Annotated in this window: 20 protein-coding genes; 14 read left to right on the top strand and 6 right to left on the bottom strand. The window is 35.0% G+C overall.

Annotation, left to right across the window (positions count from 1 at the left end; all coding sequences use genetic code 11):
- Window positions 1-27 precede the first annotated feature (27 nt).
- The gene (locus tag ACFOWM_RS06010) at window positions 28-540 is read right to left on the bottom strand and encodes a gamma carbonic anhydrase family protein (RefSeq protein ID WP_379707812.1); all 513 of its coding nucleotides are present in this window, start codon (window positions 538-540) and stop codon (window positions 28-30) included.
- Window positions 541-729: 189 nt separating this feature from the next.
- Here ACFOWM_RS06010 and ACFOWM_RS06005 point away from each other — a divergent pair, with 189 nt between their 5' ends.
- From ACFOWM_RS06005 to ACFOWM_RS05975, 7 genes are all read left to right on the top strand, one after another.
- A complete protein-coding gene (locus ACFOWM_RS06005) occupies window positions 730-1,911 on the top strand; it encodes an aspartate aminotransferase family protein (RefSeq protein WP_379707810.1) in 1,182 nt (393 codons plus the stop codon).
- 36 nt (window positions 1,912-1,947) lie between these two features.
- Window positions 1,948-2,379: a hypothetical protein gene (locus ACFOWM_RS06000; RefSeq protein WP_379707808.1), complete on the top strand. Its 432-nt coding sequence runs from the start codon at window positions 1,948-1,950 to the stop codon at window positions 2,377-2,379.
- Between the two features lie 106 nt (window positions 2,380-2,485).
- Window positions 2,486-3,145 (top strand): hypothetical protein, encoded by a 660-nt coding sequence (locus tag ACFOWM_RS05995; protein ID WP_379707806.1) that lies wholly within the window; start codon window positions 2,486-2,488, stop codon window positions 3,143-3,145.
- Window positions 3,146-3,150: 5 nt separating this feature from the next.
- Complete coding sequence (locus ACFOWM_RS05990; RefSeq protein WP_379707804.1) at window positions 3,151-3,450, top strand: winged helix-turn-helix domain-containing protein; 300 nt, start codon at window positions 3,151-3,153, stop codon at window positions 3,448-3,450.
- A gap of 52 nt (window positions 3,451-3,502) precedes the next feature.
- Window positions 3,503-3,979 (top strand): hypothetical protein, encoded by a 477-nt coding sequence (locus tag ACFOWM_RS05985; RefSeq protein WP_379707802.1) that lies wholly within the window; start codon window positions 3,503-3,505, stop codon window positions 3,977-3,979.
- 6 nt (window positions 3,980-3,985) lie between these two features.
- Window positions 3,986-4,351, top strand: coding sequence for a diacylglycerol kinase family protein (locus tag ACFOWM_RS05980; RefSeq protein ID WP_379707800.1), 366 nt, complete (start codon window positions 3,986-3,988; stop codon window positions 4,349-4,351).
- A 10-nt stretch (window positions 4,352-4,361) separates the two neighbouring features.
- On the top strand, window positions 4,362-5,000 hold the full coding sequence (locus tag ACFOWM_RS05975) for a DUF1361 domain-containing protein (protein ID WP_379707798.1): 639 nt from the start codon (window positions 4,362-4,364) through the stop codon (window positions 4,998-5,000).
- Between the two features lie 52 nt (window positions 5,001-5,052).
- Here the strand turns inward: ACFOWM_RS05975 and ACFOWM_RS05970 are convergent, their stop codons facing one another.
- Complete coding sequence (locus ACFOWM_RS05970; protein ID WP_379707796.1) at window positions 5,053-8,496, bottom strand: hypothetical protein; 3,444 nt, start codon at window positions 8,494-8,496, stop codon at window positions 5,053-5,055.
- A 73-nt stretch (window positions 8,497-8,569) separates the two neighbouring features.
- Between ACFOWM_RS05970 and ACFOWM_RS05965 the strand changes: the two genes are divergently transcribed.
- On the top strand, window positions 8,570-9,208 hold the full coding sequence (locus ACFOWM_RS05965; protein ID WP_379707794.1) for an MBL fold metallo-hydrolase: 639 nt from the start codon (window positions 8,570-8,572) through the stop codon (window positions 9,206-9,208).
- 52 nt (window positions 9,209-9,260) lie between these two features.
- Here the strand turns inward: ACFOWM_RS05965 and ACFOWM_RS05960 are convergent, their stop codons facing one another.
- Window positions 9,261-9,614 (bottom strand): outer membrane protein assembly factor BamB family protein, encoded by a 354-nt coding sequence (locus ACFOWM_RS05960; RefSeq protein WP_379707792.1) that lies wholly within the window; start codon window positions 9,612-9,614, stop codon window positions 9,261-9,263.
- 4 nt (window positions 9,615-9,618) lie between these two features.
- The gene (locus ACFOWM_RS05955; protein WP_379707790.1) at window positions 9,619-12,735 is read right to left on the bottom strand and encodes a S41 family peptidase; all 3,117 of its coding nucleotides are present in this window, start codon (window positions 12,733-12,735) and stop codon (window positions 9,619-9,621) included.
- A 153-nt stretch (window positions 12,736-12,888) separates the two neighbouring features.
- On the opposite strand from ACFOWM_RS05955, the gene ACFOWM_RS05950 reads away from it, so the two are divergent.
- From ACFOWM_RS05950 to ACFOWM_RS05940, 3 genes are all read left to right on the top strand, one after another.
- Complete coding sequence (locus ACFOWM_RS05950) at window positions 12,889-13,653, top strand: sterol desaturase family protein (protein ID WP_379707788.1); 765 nt, start codon at window positions 12,889-12,891, stop codon at window positions 13,651-13,653.
- A gap of 84 nt (window positions 13,654-13,737) precedes the next feature.
- Complete coding sequence (locus ACFOWM_RS05945) at window positions 13,738-14,319, top strand: helix-turn-helix domain-containing protein (protein WP_379707786.1); 582 nt, start codon at window positions 13,738-13,740, stop codon at window positions 14,317-14,319.
- A gap of 9 nt (window positions 14,320-14,328) precedes the next feature.
- Entirely contained in the window at window positions 14,329-15,237 is a 909-nt protein-coding gene (locus ACFOWM_RS05940; RefSeq protein WP_379707784.1) for an ABC transporter substrate-binding protein, read from the top strand.
- Here the strand turns inward: ACFOWM_RS05940 and ACFOWM_RS05935 are convergent.
- On the bottom strand, window positions 15,232-16,323 hold the full coding sequence (locus ACFOWM_RS05935) for an MBL fold metallo-hydrolase (RefSeq protein ID WP_379707782.1): 1,092 nt from the start codon (window positions 16,321-16,323) through the stop codon (window positions 15,232-15,234). The two genes, ACFOWM_RS05940 and ACFOWM_RS05935, sit on opposite strands and share 6 nt — an antisense overlap.
- A 206-nt stretch (window positions 16,324-16,529) precedes the next feature.
- Window positions 16,530-16,931, bottom strand: a complete 402-nt coding sequence (gene mce, locus ACFOWM_RS05930; protein WP_379707780.1) for a methylmalonyl-CoA epimerase — start codon at window positions 16,929-16,931, stop codon at window positions 16,530-16,532.
- A 75-nt stretch (window positions 16,932-17,006) separates the two neighbouring features.
- On the opposite strand from mce, the gene ACFOWM_RS05925 reads away from it, so the two are divergent.
- From ACFOWM_RS05925 to ACFOWM_RS05915, 3 genes are all read left to right on the top strand, one after another.
- Complete coding sequence (locus tag ACFOWM_RS05925) at window positions 17,007-18,224, top strand: IscS subfamily cysteine desulfurase (RefSeq protein ID WP_449267375.1); 1,218 nt, start codon at window positions 17,007-17,009, stop codon at window positions 18,222-18,224.
- A gap of 69 nt (window positions 18,225-18,293) precedes the next feature.
- Window positions 18,294-18,713 carry a Fe-S cluster assembly scaffold IscU gene (gene iscU, locus ACFOWM_RS05920; RefSeq protein WP_379707778.1) on the top strand — a complete coding sequence of 140 codons (420 nt, stop codon included), beginning with the start codon at window positions 18,294-18,296 and terminating at the stop codon, window positions 18,711-18,713.
- Window positions 18,714-18,755: 42 nt separating this feature from the next.
- Complete coding sequence (locus ACFOWM_RS05915; RefSeq protein WP_379707776.1) at window positions 18,756-19,133, top strand: HesB/IscA family protein; 378 nt, start codon at window positions 18,756-18,758, stop codon at window positions 19,131-19,133.
- Window positions 19,134-19,217 lie beyond the last annotated feature (84 nt).

The raw sequence follows: 19,217 nt of genomic DNA, 5'->3' as shown, positions 1-19,217 counted from the left end.
AAATTTACATTATTAAATATACATCCTTTATTTAAACCAATTGCTATACATAATGTAGTTATCAGCAATGCGGTTTATTTCGCCACGTACCAAATCTTCACTTACCATTTTTACTTTTTTTGCAGGTACACCAGCCCAAATACTACCCTTTTCTATCACCGTTCCTTCAAGCACTACTGCACCTGCAGCTATAATACTGTTACTGCCCACTTTTACATTATCCATCACAATACTGCCCATACCAATCAACACATTATCATCAATGGTGCAGCCGTGCACCAAAGCATTATGCCCAATGCTAACATTATTACCAATAATGGTTTTTGTTTTTTCGTATGTGCAATGTATAACCGCACCATCTTGCACATTTACTTTATTACCCATCACAATGCTGTTTACATCGCCTCTTACAACAGCATTAAACCATACACTGCATTGGCTACCCATTACTACATCGCCAACAATAGTAGCGTTGGGTGCTACAAAACAATCATCACCTATAGTGGGTGATACGCCTTTTACCGGTAATATAAGTGCCATGTTTTTTATTTCAAAAGTACTACTTTATGTTTATTGTTAGGGGCTTTGGGAGTTAGGTAATATGGCAACAGCGGTTCGCCCTACGCCTACAATGTTTGGCTCGTGCCTCACCAAACGATTTTCGGCTCCCGGCGCAGCCCTTCGGCTTTTTTGCTTTTTGCAACAAGGGCAATTCAATAACTTTGCAGCATGACCAACAGACAGTTATTTTTAAACCACGTAGGACAAACTTCTGAAGCGCCACTATGCCTCAATATTGTAAAAGCTGAGGGTAGTTATATGTGGGATGCAGATGGAAAAGCTTATATTGATTTAATTGCAGGTATCAGTGTTTGTAACGTAGGGCATAGGCACCCCAAAGTGGTAGATGCTATTAAGCAACAAGCAGATGATTATTTACATATTATGGTGTACGGTGAGTTGGTCGAAAACCCACAAGTGGCTTATGCAAAGGCTTTAACAACACATTTGCCTGCAAGTTTAAATGCCGTTTTTTATACAGCTAGCGGTAGTGAAGCTACCGAAGGTGCTATGAAGTTAGCAAAACGTTTTACCAACCGTACACAAATCATATCTTTTAAAAATAGCTACCATGGTAGTACACAAGGGGCATTAAGTGTAATGGGTAGTGAGTATTGGCAACAAGCTTTTAGGCCTTTGTTGCCAGATGTGTTGCAACTGCGTTATAATAATTTTGATGATTTACAACATATTACGGAACGTACAGCCTGTGTAATTGCTGAAACCATACAAGCAGAAGCAGGTATATTAAAACCCACCAATGGGTGGCTTTCGGCATTGCGTAATCGTTGTACTGAAGTTGGTGCGTTGTTGGTGTTAGATGAAATTCAGTGTGGCTTTGGCCGTAACGGCACGTTATGGGCTTTTGAGCAGTTTAATGTAGTGCCAGATGTATTGTTGCTGGGCAAAGCATTAGGCGGTGGTTTGCCCTTAGGTGCCTTTGTAGCTGATAAAAAATTGATGGATACTTTATCTTATAACCCAGTGTTAGGTCATATTAATACTTTCGGTGGTCACCCATTAAGTTGTGCTGCAGGGTTGGCGGCTTTTAATGCTTTAATCAACGAAAATATGATAGCAGGTGTAGCAGCCAAAGAAGCTAAGTTTAGGCAATTGCTACAACACCCAAGTATAACGCATATTAACAGTGCAGGTTTAATGATGGCCGTATTTACGAAAGATTTTGCCACTAATAAAAAATTAATTGATGCTTTTATAGAAGCAGGTGTATTTACCGACTGGTTTTTATTTGCCAGTAATGCCTTTAGGGTTTGTCCGCCTTTAAACATACCCGATGCTACTATTGAAGCGGCTTGTAGTATTATGCAGCATATATTAAACAGTAATTGATTTAGATAATTTTTAATTTGTAATGTATTATAAGTAATGACCACTCTTGAAATAATCATACTATTTAGTGGCATTTTCTTATCATTTACTTTTTTGCAATTAGTTGATTTTTTTGGGATAAAATTACCCTTACAATTAATAATACCAGGTATTAGCTTAGTAGCGACGTTGGTTTATATTTTATTAAAAGTAGATGGTGATTTTTTTTACCTAAGTGTTGGGTTTTTAACAACGCCCATACTTGTTTTTTTACTATTTCACTTCTTTGATTGGCTTTCACTACTTCTACACAAAGAAACATTGCGATTACACTATAGGGGCGCCACCAATAGAAAGCACCAAGTTTTATATGGTATTACAGGTAAACCTTATAAAATTACTGATACACTATTTACTTTTATTATTACTTTGGCCATTATGTTATGGGCTCCTTTATTCGCAAGTTTATGTGTGCATTTTGTAAAATGATGCAACGTCATATACTTTGTTAAAACTTACTTCATTTTATTTTTTTTAAGCTGTGGGTTTAATTGTATTGAAATTTTCTTTTACTTTGTTATTCAAAGTGCTTTTTATGAATGAACAACAACAAGCAGCAGCAGCTATTGAGCATATAAATACCATGATGGAACGCAGCAGTCGTTTTATTAGTTTGAGTGGTTGGAGCGGCATTAGTGCAGGTATTTGTGCATTGGTAGGGGCTTGGTTAGCCTATCCCTATACTACATTGCAAAAATCATTATTTATTAATGAACGTTTAGCAACAGAGCAGTTAATGGCCAATAGTTATGCCGTTTTGTTAAACACTTGGTTATTTTATATTGCATTGGGCACATTTGTAATGGCTTTTGCAACAGCATTTATATTTACATGGCGTAAAAGTAAGCAACAGGGTGTGCCATTATGGGGCAGTACCGCTAAGCGTTTAATGATCAACGTAAGCGTACCATTATTGGTGGGTGCTATTTTTTTAATGCATATGGTAGGGCATGGCACGTTGGGTTTAGTAGCACCGGGTTGTTTAATTTTTTACGGATTGGCATTGGTAAATGCTAGTAAATATACTTTGCATGAAATTCGTTATTTAGGTTATGCACAAATTATTTTAGGTATTGTAAATTGTTGGTTTGAAGGGTATGGTTTATATTTTTGGGCATTGGGTTTCGGTATCATGCATATTGCTTATGGTATTTATATGTGGGCTACTTATGAAAAAAATACTTCAGCATCGTAATCGTTATGAACAATCCTATACAAGCTTTAAATAAATTATTTGATAGTAGGGTACGCCTTGGTATAATGAGTGCCCTCATGGTAAATAGCCATGTAAATTTTAATAGCCTTAAAGAGTTGTTAGATATTACAGATGGTAATTTAGCCAGTCATTTAAAAGCGTTGGAAGAGCACCAAATTATTAAAGTTGAAAAAGGCTTTATAGGTAAAAAAACAAATACTACCTATACATTAACCAAACTAGGTGAAAAACAATTTAAAGCGCATATTGCTGCCCTTGAAGCGATGATTAAAGCCACTAAGTAATTTTTTTTGTATTAATACTTTGAAATACAAAGCACTTTTAATTAAATAAAACATGTATCATTTTTTAAAACAAATTCGATCTGCATTATTGGTGTTTTTAACCCATCATTTGGCTTTACCATTTTTAAAAATAGTGCGTAAGCCGAAGCCTTTTCCTTACAGTATGCAACAACTTTCAGCCATGCCACAAGGTAGCTTGGGCTTTGCGTTACAACAGTTTTTAGTACAACGAAATTTACAGTTGTTGCCTTATTATGCCAAACATGATATAAAGCATATCTTATTACAATACGATACTACTGATGAAGGAGAAGTGTGCTTACAAACATTTATGCTGGGTAATGGCCATGTATCTTTTCCTGTTATAGCTACGGTGTTATATGGGTTTATTACCATGCCTGAGTATTGGCGGCAGTTTAGAATTGCCTATCGAAGCGGTAAACAGGCCAGTGATTTAAGTACATGGGATTGGTTTGCTATTGTACCGCAACCTACCGAACATTTACAACATTTAATATTCAACAAATAACGCATCATGAAAAAATTATTTGTATCCATTTTATTCGCTATTGATGGATTACGCTACGCATTTACATCAGAAAAAAATTTTAAAATAGAATTAAGTGTAGCATTGATAGTGATTTGTATGGGGTTGCTATTATCATTTTCCTACGCAGAATGGCTTATTGTTTTACTTAATATTGGCGCTGTTTTATCAGCTGAAATTTTTAATACAGCTATTGAAAAAGCTTGTGATTTTGTAGCGGATAGCCTGCACCCTCTTATAAAAATTATAAAAGATACCGCAGCTGGCGCTGTGTTAGTAACAGGCATCATTGCTGCTATTTGTGGCGTACTCATTTTTGGTAAGCATATTATCATCTTATTTCAAACCGTATAAATTTAATTAAATGAAATATACATCATTAATACTTTTGCTAGCTTGTATGTTGGTATTATTAGGGGTAAGGGTGGCTTTAAGTGAAACCGTCACTTATGTATTTTTAATATGGAATGTTTTTTTGGCTTTCGTACCGTATTATTTAAGTAATTTTTTCGTGCAAGCTCTTCCAAAAATTTCATTTAAAACAACCCTACTTTTTATTGCATGGCTATTGTTTTTACCCAACTCGTTTTATGTAATTACAGATTTTGTTCATTTAAAAGAACGGGTTGTAATACCTATTTGGTATGATGCTATGTTACTTTTTACAGCCACTTTTACCAGTTTATTGTTGGGCTTATCATCATTGATAAATGTTGAAATGTATTTACAAAAAATAGTTACAAAGCAAATGAGTTACATCATTATAATTGGTTGTTTATTTTTAAGTGGTTTTGGTGTTTATTTAGGCAGGTTTTTGCGTTTTAATAGTTGGGATGTATTGCAGCAACCATCGGTTTTAGTAATAGAAATTTATGACAGATGTGTTAATCCTTTGCAACATTTACGTACTTGGAGTGTAGCCATTGTATTTACATTTTTTACCGCTTGTTGTTGGTTAATTTTTAAAAATTTCAAACATCGTTCTCAACCTACTGTAAAATAATAAGTGGCCAACTTTTAATGTTGACCACTTTTTTATGCTATATAAAATTGTATTAAAAATCTAACCCTAGTGATAAATAAGTAACTGGTTTGCCTTTAAAGAAACCGTTCATTTGCCAGCCAGCATCAAACTTAATAAAGTAGCCAAGCAAAGTGCTACGTGCACCAAACCCATAACCACCAGCAAACGGACCAACACCACCTGCTTTTACATTAACAGTAACAGGGCCGCCGTTTGAGTAAACAATGTTAGGGCGTTTAATGCCTTGGTATGTTCCGTTCCATGCCGTACCTAAATCAATGAACTGTGTTAATTGAAAGTTTCTGATAAAGGCATTGTTGATGGTTTTATCAAATAAGGTGGTAAACACAGGTAACCTAAATTCACTATTTATGACCACCGCATTGTTTCCACTAGCAATATTTTGTATAAAGCCTCTCATGTTAACTGCCAAACTTTGGAATGCATAGTTTTGATCAGTAGCTGGCGGATTGTTGGTAATAAAATAACGGTCGCTACCATCTTTCTTTACATTGTTACCAAACATTAACCAACCATCAACACCACCTAAATAGTAAATGAGTTTTTGGTTACCAAAACTAAAATCACCTGCTGCTCTACCAGCCCAAATAAAGTTTTTATAAATAGGATAGTACACCCTAGCATCAAAACCAATATTGTATGTGTTTGGTCCATCAGAAAATTTTACTTTGCTAATTTGCCTATTAAAATCAGCATATACTTTTGCCCTTTCACCATGGTAAATATTCATAGCTGTATTGATGCTATTATCATACACAAATTCTAAATGCGATGTTTGGTACAAGGTTTTATTATTATCGAAGGTTAATGAAATCGGTAATAATTGATTGGCCTGTACAAACTGATTATCTGACCGTATACCAGTACTAAAACGTATGCTTTTAGTTTCATCAAATGGGTATGAAATATTGGCTTGGTATAAGTTGGTATATTGTTTACCATCTAAAAATATAGGCGAACTAGAGCCGGTTGTTACTTGAAACCCTATTGACTGTACATTACGGTAATAGGTTAAACCCCAATCAATTCTTCTTTTTAAATTTTGATAGTTAAGCAACCACTCATTATCTTTTAAATTAGTGCCTATTTTAAAGCCACCATTTATTTTAATATCTTCCATTAAATCAGATGTGCCTAATCTAAACAAGCCGTTCAGCGGTGAGCCACTGTTCAACATAATTGGGCCTGAACCTCCAAGGTAAGGTGAATAACGATTGAGTAAGATGCTGCTGTTCAATGCAACAGAACCATAATCAACTGAAAACTTTTTAGGTTTATAAGGATACAGTTTTACTCTTTCTAAAACCTTATCATCATCTTTTAAAACTTGGGTTGGCGCTGGCTGAGTATTATTGGTTTTTGAACTATCCGTATCCGGCTTGCTGAACTCGTTTTGAAAAACATCTTGCTGTTCTAACTTTTTAATAGTTTCAGCACTTGGGGGTGTGGCATCTTTACTTTGAATATCAGCTTTGGTAGTTGTTAACCTACTTTCTCTCATTAACTTTTTAGCATATTCAGTAGGTTGAGCAGTTACATTACGGCGCCTTAAAGTATTGTCATCAATTTTAAGTTTGTACAATATCTTTTCATCACTTTGTCTGGTTACTTCACTTACTTGATTATTATCACCGGCAATTCTTGTTTCTGCTAATGAACTTGGGTAATTAGTTAGAGGGAAGGTATATGTTGAATCTGACGTTACTGCAACTATGGCAACAGAATCCACATCCGTTTTCTTAAACACTTTAAGCGTACTATCAACCTGCTTTTCAGTTGGGTTACGTAAAATTTCATCATTTATAATGACCAATGTGTCAAGCCCTTCTGATTTTGTGGTAAAGAAACCTGCGTAACGGTTTTTGATACCATTTTCATCACTTACAAAAGTAAAGTGATTATTATTGTATTGAGCAGGGTAACGGGCATTACCATACTTTAAATTGGTTAACTGCGTTATTTGATTAAGCTCAGGTTTATCGCCAAAATCGGTAATTAAAAATATGTTGAAACGGTTGTTGCTTGGTAACACTGTATCGCCTGTTTTAGCAGCTGGGCTTGGGCGGTTACTACTGAAAATAATGCCCGTTTTGTTTGGAAATGCCACAAACGATGCATCTAAATTATCATAAACATCATTAGTGATTTTGGTTACTTTATCTTTTTCAATAGCAAACGTATAAATATCTGCATGGCCATTTTTTACAGCAGATAATAATAGCGTACGGCTATCAAGCATATATTTTACATCTTGTACTTGGTCAAACTCTTCTGTTAAATCGTAGTTGTATGTTTTAAAATTGCTCAATACATCATACACAAATAATTTAAGCTTGCCTTCTGTTTTATAAATTACAGAAATACGAGTGCCTTTGGGGTCCCATGCTACAATAGGGTAGCTAGGGTTAATTTCTGCTTCGTATGAACGAGTACCGTATTTTAATAAGGTTTTGTTTTCGTAACCACTATTTAAAATCAAACGAACTTTACCTTTTTTGAATTGCGTAACAACGTAATCGTTATTTTTTTTGTTAGGATTTACATTGAAACGATAATAATTAAGGCGTTTACTGATATCGAAACCATCAATATAATTGCCTTTAGGGTAAGCCCTACGCTTTATTACATCTTTAGAATACTTATCATCTTGGTACTCCATAAATTGCTGCTGTAATTCTTTAAAACTGAGTTTGGTAATTTGCCTACTAGCTTTGTTTAAGTTTTTGTAGATACGGGCTAAATATAAAAAGTACGTTACGTTCTCTTTTTTATATTTCTCTTCAATAAAATACCAAAATGCATGGCCAGCAATATCGGGTTTATCAAATGCGAACGATGAAAATTTTGTGTAGTTACCGCTTAAAATTTCACTTTTTAGTTCATCATCCAAATCAGTACTCCAGTTTTCGCCTAAGTAACGTACATAGCCATCTGTAAGCCATTTTGGTAAATCAAGCAAAGTTTGGTTACTAGCTACTTCGCCTAAATCGTCGCCAAACAATACATTTTTTGTAATAATATCAGCAATGCCTTGGCGTATTTGGCGCTTTAGGTTGTAGTGATTGGCATCGTAATAAACCACCATTTTGTTGTTAACTAAAGTGGTTACATTGCCTGCACTGATGATATCTGTTTCGAGTCCGATGTTGGTTTGCTTTCTATCAGCATAATCATTGTACAATATAATATTGGCACGGCGTTGTAAGCTATACTCAGCAGCAGCTTCTAATTGAGGCAACTCTTTTTCTGCTGCTTGTACTACAAATTTTGCTAGCTCTTGTCCACCTTCGTAAAAGTATACATTGAAGTTTTGGGATTGGTAATATTGCCATTTCAGTTTTTTATACTGTACCCTGTTTTTACCAAAAGTAACTGCATTTACCTGTGCTTTACTGGCTAATTGGGTTAATATGAAAAACAATGAAATAAAAAATATTCTACTGAACTTTGCCATACTTATCTATTATATTGAGTCTTAAAATTAGTTTATTAAATATTACCATTAAAATCATTTTAAAATAAGCAAAATGCTCACTGTAAAATCATTCGAATTTAGCCCTATTCAAGAAAATACTTACGTACTTTATAACGAATTTAACGAGTGTATTATCATTGATCCGGGTTGTTATTTTGACAGTGAAAAAGAGGCATTGTCGCAGTTTATTACGCAAAAACAACTAACTCCAAAGCTTTTGGTGAATACCCATTGCCACCTTGACCATGTTTTTGGTAATAAATACGTTGCGGAGCAATACCAGCTTATTTTACATATACATACGTTAGAAAAGCAAGTATTAGACTTTGCCCCTGCCAGCGGTTTAATGTACAATATGCCGTTTGATAATTATAGCGGAGCTTTTATTTATATTACTGAAAATGATACATTATCAATTGGTGATGATGTTTTGAAAATATTTTTTACACCCGGCCATAGCCCAGGGAGTGTAAGTTTTTATAATGAAGCTGGAGGTTTTGTGATTGGAGGCGATGTGCTTTTTAAAAATAGTATTGGCCGTACGGATTTACCTGGTGGCAACTATGAGCAGCTCATACAAAGTATACAAACACAATTAATGGTATTGCCTAATGATACAAAGGTGTACAGCGGACATGGCCCAGTAACAACCATTGGTGCTGAGCGTTTGAATAATCCTTTTTTGCAGTAAAAAATTGAAAAAAAGCCGCCAAAGCAATTAGCTTTGGCGGCTTAAAAGCTATTTAGCCAGTAGTTGCAACTGTTGTTGCAACTACTGCAGCAGCTTGTGCATTTTGCATGCTTTGGGCACCATTACTTTCGTTGCCAGCATTACCTATACTTACAAAACCATAACCCCAACCCTTTAACTCATTTAACCAAACTAGAGAACCATCTTTAGTATTAAGGCATATTAAAATGCCAGTAACACCAATGTAAAGTTTATCATCTTCAACAGTAATTTGACCAATACTGTAATTTAAACTTTTACCTACGTAGGTTTTTAGTTTTATTTCCCATACAATGCTACCATCTTTTTTATTAATAGCAGCCACTCGTCCGTTTGAAAGAATATACAATACAGCTATTTTTTTCATAATATTATTTTAATTGTTTTAAGATTTCATTGATGGCCCTATCGAGTTGAGGGTCTTTATTTTGTAGTTTATCTTCAAATGTATTGAGCACTTTAATATCTGGCTGTACGCCATTTATTTCCAAATCTTTACCATCTAAAGTGTAACAGCCCCAACTTGGTAACCGAACGGATGATCCATCAACCAAACCTGCGCTAGTTGTAAAAATGATCCAACGGTAGGTTTCGTTACCAATTATGGTACCTAGCTTTAGTGCTTTAAAACCATTGGCGGTCATTTCGGCATCGCTTAACGATTGTTCATTAATCAATAAAACAATTGGTTTATCACTTGGTGCAAAGTTGCTTTGGTTGGCTAAACTTCCTTCACGGTATTTCCATTTTAAATATGATTTTTGGGCTAAAAATTTCAATACTTCATCATGAACATTACCACCTGTGTTGTAACGTAAATCAAGTATTAAAGCTGCTTTATTATTGAGTTCTTGCGTCATATCAATTATAAAGTTTTCTAACTCACTTGTACTCATATTTTTCATGCAGCTGTATGCAATACGATTGTTACTTTTTTCATCAACACGTTTTTGGTTGTTTTGAATCCACTCGTCGTACAAATTATTAAAGAGGTTTACTTGAGGGTGTATTTTAGTAACTATCTCTTGTATACCTCTTTTAAAAGTGAGTGTAATTTCTTTGTCTATTGATGGTTTGCTGAAATAATAATTTCTATCAATGTTTTCATCAACACTTTCATTATTTACTTTCACCAATACGTCGCCAGGTAATACATCAACATTTTTTTTATCCGCATTACTTCGTTTAACAACATACTTTACTTTATAAGGGTTATTATTTTCGAAAATAATACCAGTTTCCATAGTACGATTTTGTAAACTAATGGTTTCGTCATCACCCGATGTATTAAAACCTTGGTGCGATGAGTTGAGTTCGCCTAACATATCGTTCAGCAATACCCTAAGGTCGGCTCGGGTATTAAGGTATGGCAAATAAGTTGCGTAGGTTGCTTTTGTTTTTTTCCAATCAACCCCATGGAAATTTTCATCGTAGTAATTAATTTCCATTTTGGCCCAAGCTTCTTCGAAAATTTGTGCAAACTCGGCTTGTAAATTTCTTCTGAAAGTATTGCTGATGTTGATGATGTCAGCCTTATTGCCATCTAAATTTAATTTGTTGATAGCTCCTCCAGCTAGTACAAAATATTTGTCACTTATGGCAACAATATCTGAGGTTCTATCAGCCCCAATTATTTTTTCAGTTTTGTTTTCTTCAAATGGTTCAATTACAGTTTTCCATAAACTGTTACGGCCTTCGCTGTGGTCGCTGTTATATAAAACATATGTTTTATCGCCCTTTTGTAAAACGGCAATTAGTTCTTGTGAACCAAAAGCTGGGCTCACCAAATTAATGCGGTTCATAATATTATCAGCATCAATAGAAACCGTTACATCAGTGGGTGTTTTTTTGGTGGTATCTTTCTTTTCATCTTTAAACAAATCATTGTACTTGTCTGATTTAAAAGGCTCATCTATTTTTTCTAAAGCTAGGCTGTATATGTGAGGATTATCCTGACCTAGCGGATAGGCAGGTTTTAAACGAGCACTTTCAAAATAAATGTATTGGCCATCTGGCGACCACATAGGGCTTGCCTCTGTAATGCCTGTATTGGTGAGGTTAATGGTTTTGTGTGATTGTAAATTATGAACCATTATATCTTGCTCAAATGCATGGAATGCTGTAAACATTACATATTGGTCACCCGGTGAAAAACTTGGTGCTGAATTTTGGAAGCCCCAAATTTCTTCTTTCACCAAAGTGCTGTTTTGCAACGTTTTTAAATCAAGCAATCGCACTTCATCTCTACCACATAAATAAACAGCTTGGGTACGTTCTTTATTGAGGGCAATATTGCGACCGTCTTTATTTTCGTTAGTAATTTGTTTTAATGCAGTTTTACCATCGGCCCCAATAGTATACCAATTTAGGTAACCATTAATGGTTTGGTTAAATAAGAGTGTTTTATTATCGCTCAACCATTTTACTTCAATGGCTCTTTCAGTATTGCCTTTATTTATTTGTTGGGTAAATTTTCCTTCTACATCACTTACAAACAATTCTCCTCGGCTAGTAAAAGCCATTTTTTTACCGTCGGGTGATATATCAAAATTGGAGATTCTACCCCTTACTTCAAAGTCTTTCTCTTTACCTAAAATGCTATTGCGGTTAAGGGTGATGTTTAATTTTTTTTCATTTTTTGATGCTACATCATACACCCATAATTGATAATTTTTTTCAAAAACAACAGTACCACCATTTGCATTTACTTGTGGCGATTTTATCGATGTTTTAAACTGGGTGAGGGCTGTTTTTTTACCATTATCTAAACTATATAAATTGTATTCGCCATTGGTTTCATCAGAAATAAAATAACAGCGACCGTTTTTATCAATCGTAATTCCAAAATCTTTTCCTTCCCAAGTGGTGTACTTTTTATACTGTTTTGTGTTTATGTTATAAGACTGAATATCAGGATTAAATGCACCTTTATAGCGCTTGCGTTGAACTTGGTTGCTGCTTTCCCAAGTATCATTAAAAAATATTTCTCCCGATGTTGGGTGTGCTGCCAAATTATGATCATACTGAAAAAAGTAATCGCCAAAAATTCGGGTTGGTGTACCGCCTTTTGCATTTACTTTATAACCAGCAATTTGCCCCATACGGTTGCTGTTAAAATATATCTCTTTACTATCCCAACTCCAACTACTTACCTCATCATTACCGCTGTGAAAAGTAATTTGCTGAATATTGCCACCATCAATTGGCATAACAAATACATCATTATTACCAAATTGACGTCCCGTAAATGCAACCAATTTACCGTCTGGCGAAACCCTTGCATTTGTTTCGTAGCCTTGCATAGCTGTAAGCCTTGTTGCTTCTCCATTTTTAATAGATGCTTTCCACAAATCGCCTTCAAAGCTAAAAATAACGGTTTGTGCATCAGGTGTTAAGGTTGGGCTACTTAAAAAATAGGCTTCGTTGTTTTGAGCGTTGCTATTAAATTGTAACGCAATACATGCTAAAGCGCAAAAAAATAATTTCATGTATAATAGTTTTGTAAAGTGAATATACATTGTAAAAAGTGTTTTGTTATACCGTTCATCTATTTTGAAACTAAAATCTGTTTGTTTTAAACTTTATTGCATTTATAACATCTTATATTTTCTACTAATAGGTACTTTTATAAAAATATTTTTATGGAGCTTGTTTTTGGTTTTTTGAAGATATATGGCATAACTATTTTGAGGTATGTAGTTTTTGCAGGAGTACCCTTTTTTTTATGTTATCACTTTTTTAAACAATCATTCAATCGTAGTCAAATTCAGCAACGATTACACAATAAAAAGCAATATGTAAATGAAATTATACATTCGCTACAATCAAGTGTGGTTATAGCTTTGGTGGGTATGTTATTTGTTTATTCGCCTTTAAATAAGTACACATTAATGTATAAAAATTTACATGATTATCCGTTATGGTGGGTTCCTTTAAATGTATTGTTGGCCCTCATTATACACGATACCTATTTTTATTGGATGCACCGCTTATTACATCATAAAAAAATATTTAAATATACTCACTTGGTGCACCATCAATCAACCAATCCTTCTCCTTGGGCTTCATATTCTTTTCACATATTGGAGGCTTTTACTGAAGCATTGATTTTGCCAATTTTATTGTTCACCATGCCTATGCATATACTTAGCATTTTCTTGTTCACCTTATCATCATTTATCATAAATGTTTATGGCCATTTAGGGTTTGAAATAACGCCCAAGTGGTTTAGAAATTCTGTGTTATTTAAAGTGCTCAACACTTCTGTATACCACAATATGCACCATCATCATTTTAAAGGTAATTATGGGCTTTATTTTCGATTTTGGGATCGTTTGTTAAAAACAGAGCATCCTAATTATGTTAAAGATTTTGATGCTTTACAACAGCAGCGCTTTCCTAATTAACTGTTTTATTACTTGCAATCGTTAAATTTTTTGAGTGCCACTATTGAGTGGCATTGTTTTTTCAATATACCTCAAAAAAGATTTATGAAATTATACATCAAATACATGGTGAGTAATTGTTGCAAGTTGATGGTAAAAGAAAAATTATCAGCGTTAGGATTAACAATCAAAAATGTTGGTTTAGGAGAAGTGGACATTGATGGCGATGTAGATGTTACTCAGTTAAGTGTTATACAAAAAACATTGCATAAAATGGGCTTGGAGTTAATGATTGATAATAAATTGATTCAAATTGAGCGAATTAAAACTGCTATCATTGATATGGTGCATTACTCTAACGAGGCGCCTGAAAAAACATACTCTGCCTACATTAGCGAAAAATTGGAAGGTGATTATCCTTACATGGCGAATTTGTTTAGCGAAACCACTGGTTATACCATACAACAATTTATCATCGTACAAAAAATTGAACGAGCCAAAGAATTAATTACCTACAATGAGCTATCATTATCAGCAATCGCCACTAAATTGCACTATAGTAGTTTAGGTCATTTTTCAAACCAGTTTAAAAAAGTAACCGGTTTAACACCTAGTTTTTTTAAAGCGCTGAAAACAAAAAAGCGGTTGGCGTTAGATGAAATACTGAAAAACAGCACTAAAAATTAATGAAGCACCATGCAGCAATTAAAAGTAGCACTTGATTGGACGATAAATACGAACCACACTGGTTTTATTATAGCAGCAGCGTTGGGTTTTTATAAAGATGTGGCTATCGATGTTTCTTTTCAATTACCTAGTGATGATAATTATGCTATTACACCAGCAAAAAAAGTGGAATTACAACTAGCTGATGTGGCTTTATGTCCGTTTGAAAGTGTAATTAGTTACCGTACCAAAAAGCAACCTTTTAATGCGATTGCAATTGCTACCATTTTTAAAGAAGATGTTAGTAGTGTGGTAGTTTTAAAAGACAGTGGCATTACCTCACCTAAACAATTGGTGGGTAAAAAATATGCATCATACAAAGCCAAGTATGAAGATTTGATTGTGCAGCAAATGGTAAATAATGATGGCGGTGAAGGTGCTGTAGAAATTATTTATCCTGATAAATTAGGTATTTGGGATACGTTGCTAGCTCATAAAGCAGCTGCTACTTGGATTTTTGATAACTGGGAAGGTGTAGCCGCAGCAACAGAAGGCATTGCTACCACCCATTTTAAATTGAGTGATTATGGTATCCCTTATGGATACTCACCCGTATTGTTAGTAAATGAACATGTAGCATTTGCAAATGAACATACGTATAAAAATTTTTTACAAGCCACCAAAAAGGGTTACTTATATGCAGCTAATCATATTGATGAAGCTGTTGCTATTTTAAAAAAACATGTACCGCCGCCTTATAATGCTGAAGACTTTTTAAGGGCAAGCCAGCAATACTCCAATAAATATTATGGCAACGAACAAAATTGGGGTATTATGGAACCTGACAAAGTAACCGCTTATTTGCAATGGATGCAAACACAGCAAATTGAACAACAAATGCCGCCTATGAATCAATTATTTACCAACACATTTTTATAATAATGGCTCCCACCATTTTTGAACGGTAGGGGTTTGCTGTAGTTGTAAAGTTTCGCCAATCATTGGTGTAGCAATGGGTATGGTGTTATTAGAAAGCTGCGTAAGTGTTACAATAGGGTCGTACCAATTATGGTTGGCTAATTTAAATTTACCCCAATGCAACGGTAATAATTGGGTTGCTTTTAAATCAGCCGCAGCTTGTAACACCTCATGCGGCATCATGTGAATATATTTCCAACTATAATCGTATTGGCCGCACTCTAAAATAGCCCAATCAAAGGGGCCTAAAGCCTCTCCAGCAGTTTTAAAATGTGTATCGTAACCACTATCGCCACCAATAAAAATATTTTTTGTAGGTGTTTTTAATGCATACGATTGCCATAATGATGTGTTGCGTTGTAAACCCCTGCCAGAGAAATGCCTAGCAGGTACAGTGTTGATAGTAAAACCCTGATGAAGGGTAAATTGTTCGTTCCAGTTTTTTTCAATGATTTGTTCAGCAGTATACCCCCATTTTTCAAAATGTGCACCAACGCCCCAACCACAAATTACTTTGTTTATGTTGGGCTGTAATGCTTTAATGGTTTTATAATCGAGGTGATCCCAATGGTCGTGGCTAATAATTAAATAATCAATATTGGGAATATCATGAACGCCATACACATCAGTACCGGCGAAGCTTTGAACCGATAAGGGCAGGGGCGATGCTGCACCACTCAATACAGGGTCAACTAAAAATTTAATGCCATCAGTTTGAAAAAAGTACGATGAATGCCCAAACCAAACCAATACATCATCATTAATGGGCAACGCATGTAAGTTTGTTTTTTTTGAGGGTATGGGCTGTGTTGGTTTTAGGTGTTTGTTTTTATTAAAAATAAAATCTTTGAGTACTTTCCAATACGTTACATCTTCTGCCAAATCGGGTGTTGGGTGTATATTTTGAAATTGTTTGTTTTTATAGTTGGGCAATTGCTGTAAGGTTGCTAAGCGTTTACCTTTTGGTAAGGAGCCAAATTTTGGCGATTGCAAAAAAACTACAGTAGCAATTATGACAATGGCTAGCAAAATAAAAAAATACAGCATCTATCTTAATTTTTGAATGGTCAAATATAGCAGGCTGCAATAATATTCAATAACCGTTTAACACATTTGCAGTTGCTCCTTAAAGCTAAAAAAGTTGAATGGCTGCGCTGCTTAGCCGAAAATACTTTTGTGAGGAACGAACAAAAGATTGTAGGTGGGCAGCGAACCAATGCCGATTTATAGGAAAAGTTGACAGCCCCAAAAAACTAAGGAAGGGTCATACACAACTCTACCAACACACCATTGGTACCTTTTGGGTGTAAAAAACACACTAATTTATTATCGGCTCCTTTTTTGGGGGTTGCGTTAAGTAAGGTAAAGCCCTCGTTTTGCAAACGCTGCATTTCTGCCTCAATATCAGTTACTTCAAAGGCAATATGGTGTATGCCTTCGCCTTTTTTTTCGATAAATTTGGCAATTACACCATCGGTCGTAGCACTTTCTAGCAGCTCTATTTTGGTTTCGCCAGTTTTAAAAAAGGCTGTATTTACTTGTTCACTTTCAACAGTTTCAGTTTTGTAGCACTGACTATTCAGCAGTTTTTCAAATAACGGAACAGATGTTGCTAAATTTTTAACTGCAATACCAATGTGTTCAGGCTGTAGCATTCTTTAAAATTCTTTATTTCGAAACGCTAAAGTAGAACCTTTGTAGTAATTTTACACTAATTAAAGAAAGATATTATGTTGAAATTGCCCATTTATTTGGATAATAATGCCACAACCCCAATGGATCCGAGGGTTTTGGAAGCTATGACACCCTATTTTTTAGAGGATTTTGGAAATGCGGCAAGTAGAAACCACCCTTTTGGCTGGAAAGCTGAAGAAGCGGTTGATTATGCTAGGGAGCAAGTGGCTAAGTTAATTGGCGCTGACCCTAAAGAAATTATTTTTACTAGTGGTGCTACTGAGGCAGATAACTTAGGTATTAAAGGGGTTTTTGAAATGTACGCCCAAAAAGGTAACCACATTATTACAGCTACCACTGAGCATAAAGCCGTTTTAGATACTTGTAAACACCTTGAAAAATTGGGTGCTGAAGTAACATATTTACAAGTAAAACCTGATGGTTTAATTGATTTAGCTGAGTTAGAAGCTGCTATAAAGCCTAACACTATTTTGATTTCGATTATGTATGCCAATAACGAAATTGGTACCGTAATGCCTATGAAAGAAATTAGTGCTATTGCTCGTAAACACGGCGTTTTGGTATTTACTGATGGAACACAAGCAGTAGGTAAAATACCGGTTGATGTTAATAAAGATGGTATTGATTTAATGGCGTTTACAGCACATAAAATGTACGGACCAAAAGGTGTGGGTGCATTGTATGTTCGCCGTAAAAACCCTCGTGTTAAAGTTACGGCTCAAATGGATGGCGGTGGCCACGAAAGAGGTATGCGTAGTGGTACTTTGAATGTGCCAGGTATAGTAGGCTTTGGTAAAGCATGTGAATTGTGTATGTTAGAGATGGATGCTGATGCAAAACGTATTAGTAAACTAAGGGATAAGTTGGAAAATGCCTTGTTGTTATTGGAAGAAGCATATGTAAATGGTAGCAGAGAGCATCGTTTACCACATGTGGCTAATATTTCATTTAAACATGTTGAAGGCGAAGGCTTGTTGATGGGTTTTAATAAAAATATTGCTTTAAGCTCAGGTTCAGCATGTACTTCAGCATCGTTAGAGCCTTCGTATGTATTAAAAGCATTGGGCTTGGGCGACGATTTGGCACACAGTTCGCTACGTTTTGGCTTGGGTAGGTTTACAACTGAAGAACAAATTGATTACACGGTAAAAGCAATTAGCGAAACAGTAATCAAACTAAGAGAAATGAGCCCACTTTGGGAAATGTATAAAGAAGGTATTGATTTGAACAGTATTGAATGGGCGGCACACTAAAATGTACAGCTTGTAAAGATTATCGATAGCTTTGTATTAATTATAAACAGGTTTTTAAAAATTAAGGATATGGCATACTCAGAAAAATTAATAGATCATTATCAAAATCCTAAAAATGTAGGAACACTTGATAAATCAGATAAGTCAGTAGGAACAGGTTTAGTAGGAGCGCCAGAGTGTGGCGATGTTATGCGTTTGCAAATTCAGGTTGATGATGCTACGGGTATTATTACTGATGCAAAATTTAAAACGTTTGGTTGTGGTTCAGCCATTGCATCATCATCATTAGCTACAGAGTGGTTAAAAGGTAAAAGTGTTGACGAAGCTTTAAAGGTTGATAACATGGATTTTGTGGAGGAGTTAAATTTACCTCCGGTAAAAATTCACTGTTCAGTATTAGCAGAAGATGCTATTAAAGCGGCTATTAACGATTACCGTGCAAAAAATGGTTTAGAGCAAATTAAGTTTGAAGAAAGTGTAGTACACTAGTATTGAACGTTTTAGTTTGTTAAAAGAAAAAATTGGATGGTTATGGAAACGCAAACAGCAGTTGCCTCAACAGCAACTTTAGAAAATGCAATTTATATTTCAGATAAAGCAAAACAGAAAGTGTTGAGCTTAATGGAAGAATCTGGTGTTGCTGATGATGCGTCTTATTTTTTAAGAGTAGGTGTAGTAGGTGGTGGGTGCAGTGGTTTGAGTTATAAAATGGATTTTGATAACGAGGTAAAACCAATGGATCAAGTGTTTGAAGATAAAGGCGTAAAAATAGTTACCGATTTAAAGAGTTTTTTATATTTAGTAAATACTGAATTAGAATTTAGTGACGGTTTAAATGGAAAAGGTTTCTTTTTCAATAACCCCAACGCTAGCAGAAGCTGCGGTTGCGGTGAAAGTTTTGCCGTGTAAAGTTTGTTGAGGATGTATGATTGATTAATAAAAAAAGCGAAAACAATATGTTTTCGCTTTTTTAGTTTTGGTAAACTTAAAGTT

The organism is Ferruginibacter yonginensis (genome assembly GCF_042651465.1).
GTDB classification, from domain to species: domain Bacteria; phylum Bacteroidota; class Bacteroidia; order Chitinophagales; family Chitinophagaceae; genus Ferruginibacter; species Ferruginibacter yonginensis.
The sequence above is the reverse complement of the archived record's forward strand: the minus strand, read 5'-3'. Positions and strand labels throughout refer to the sequence as shown.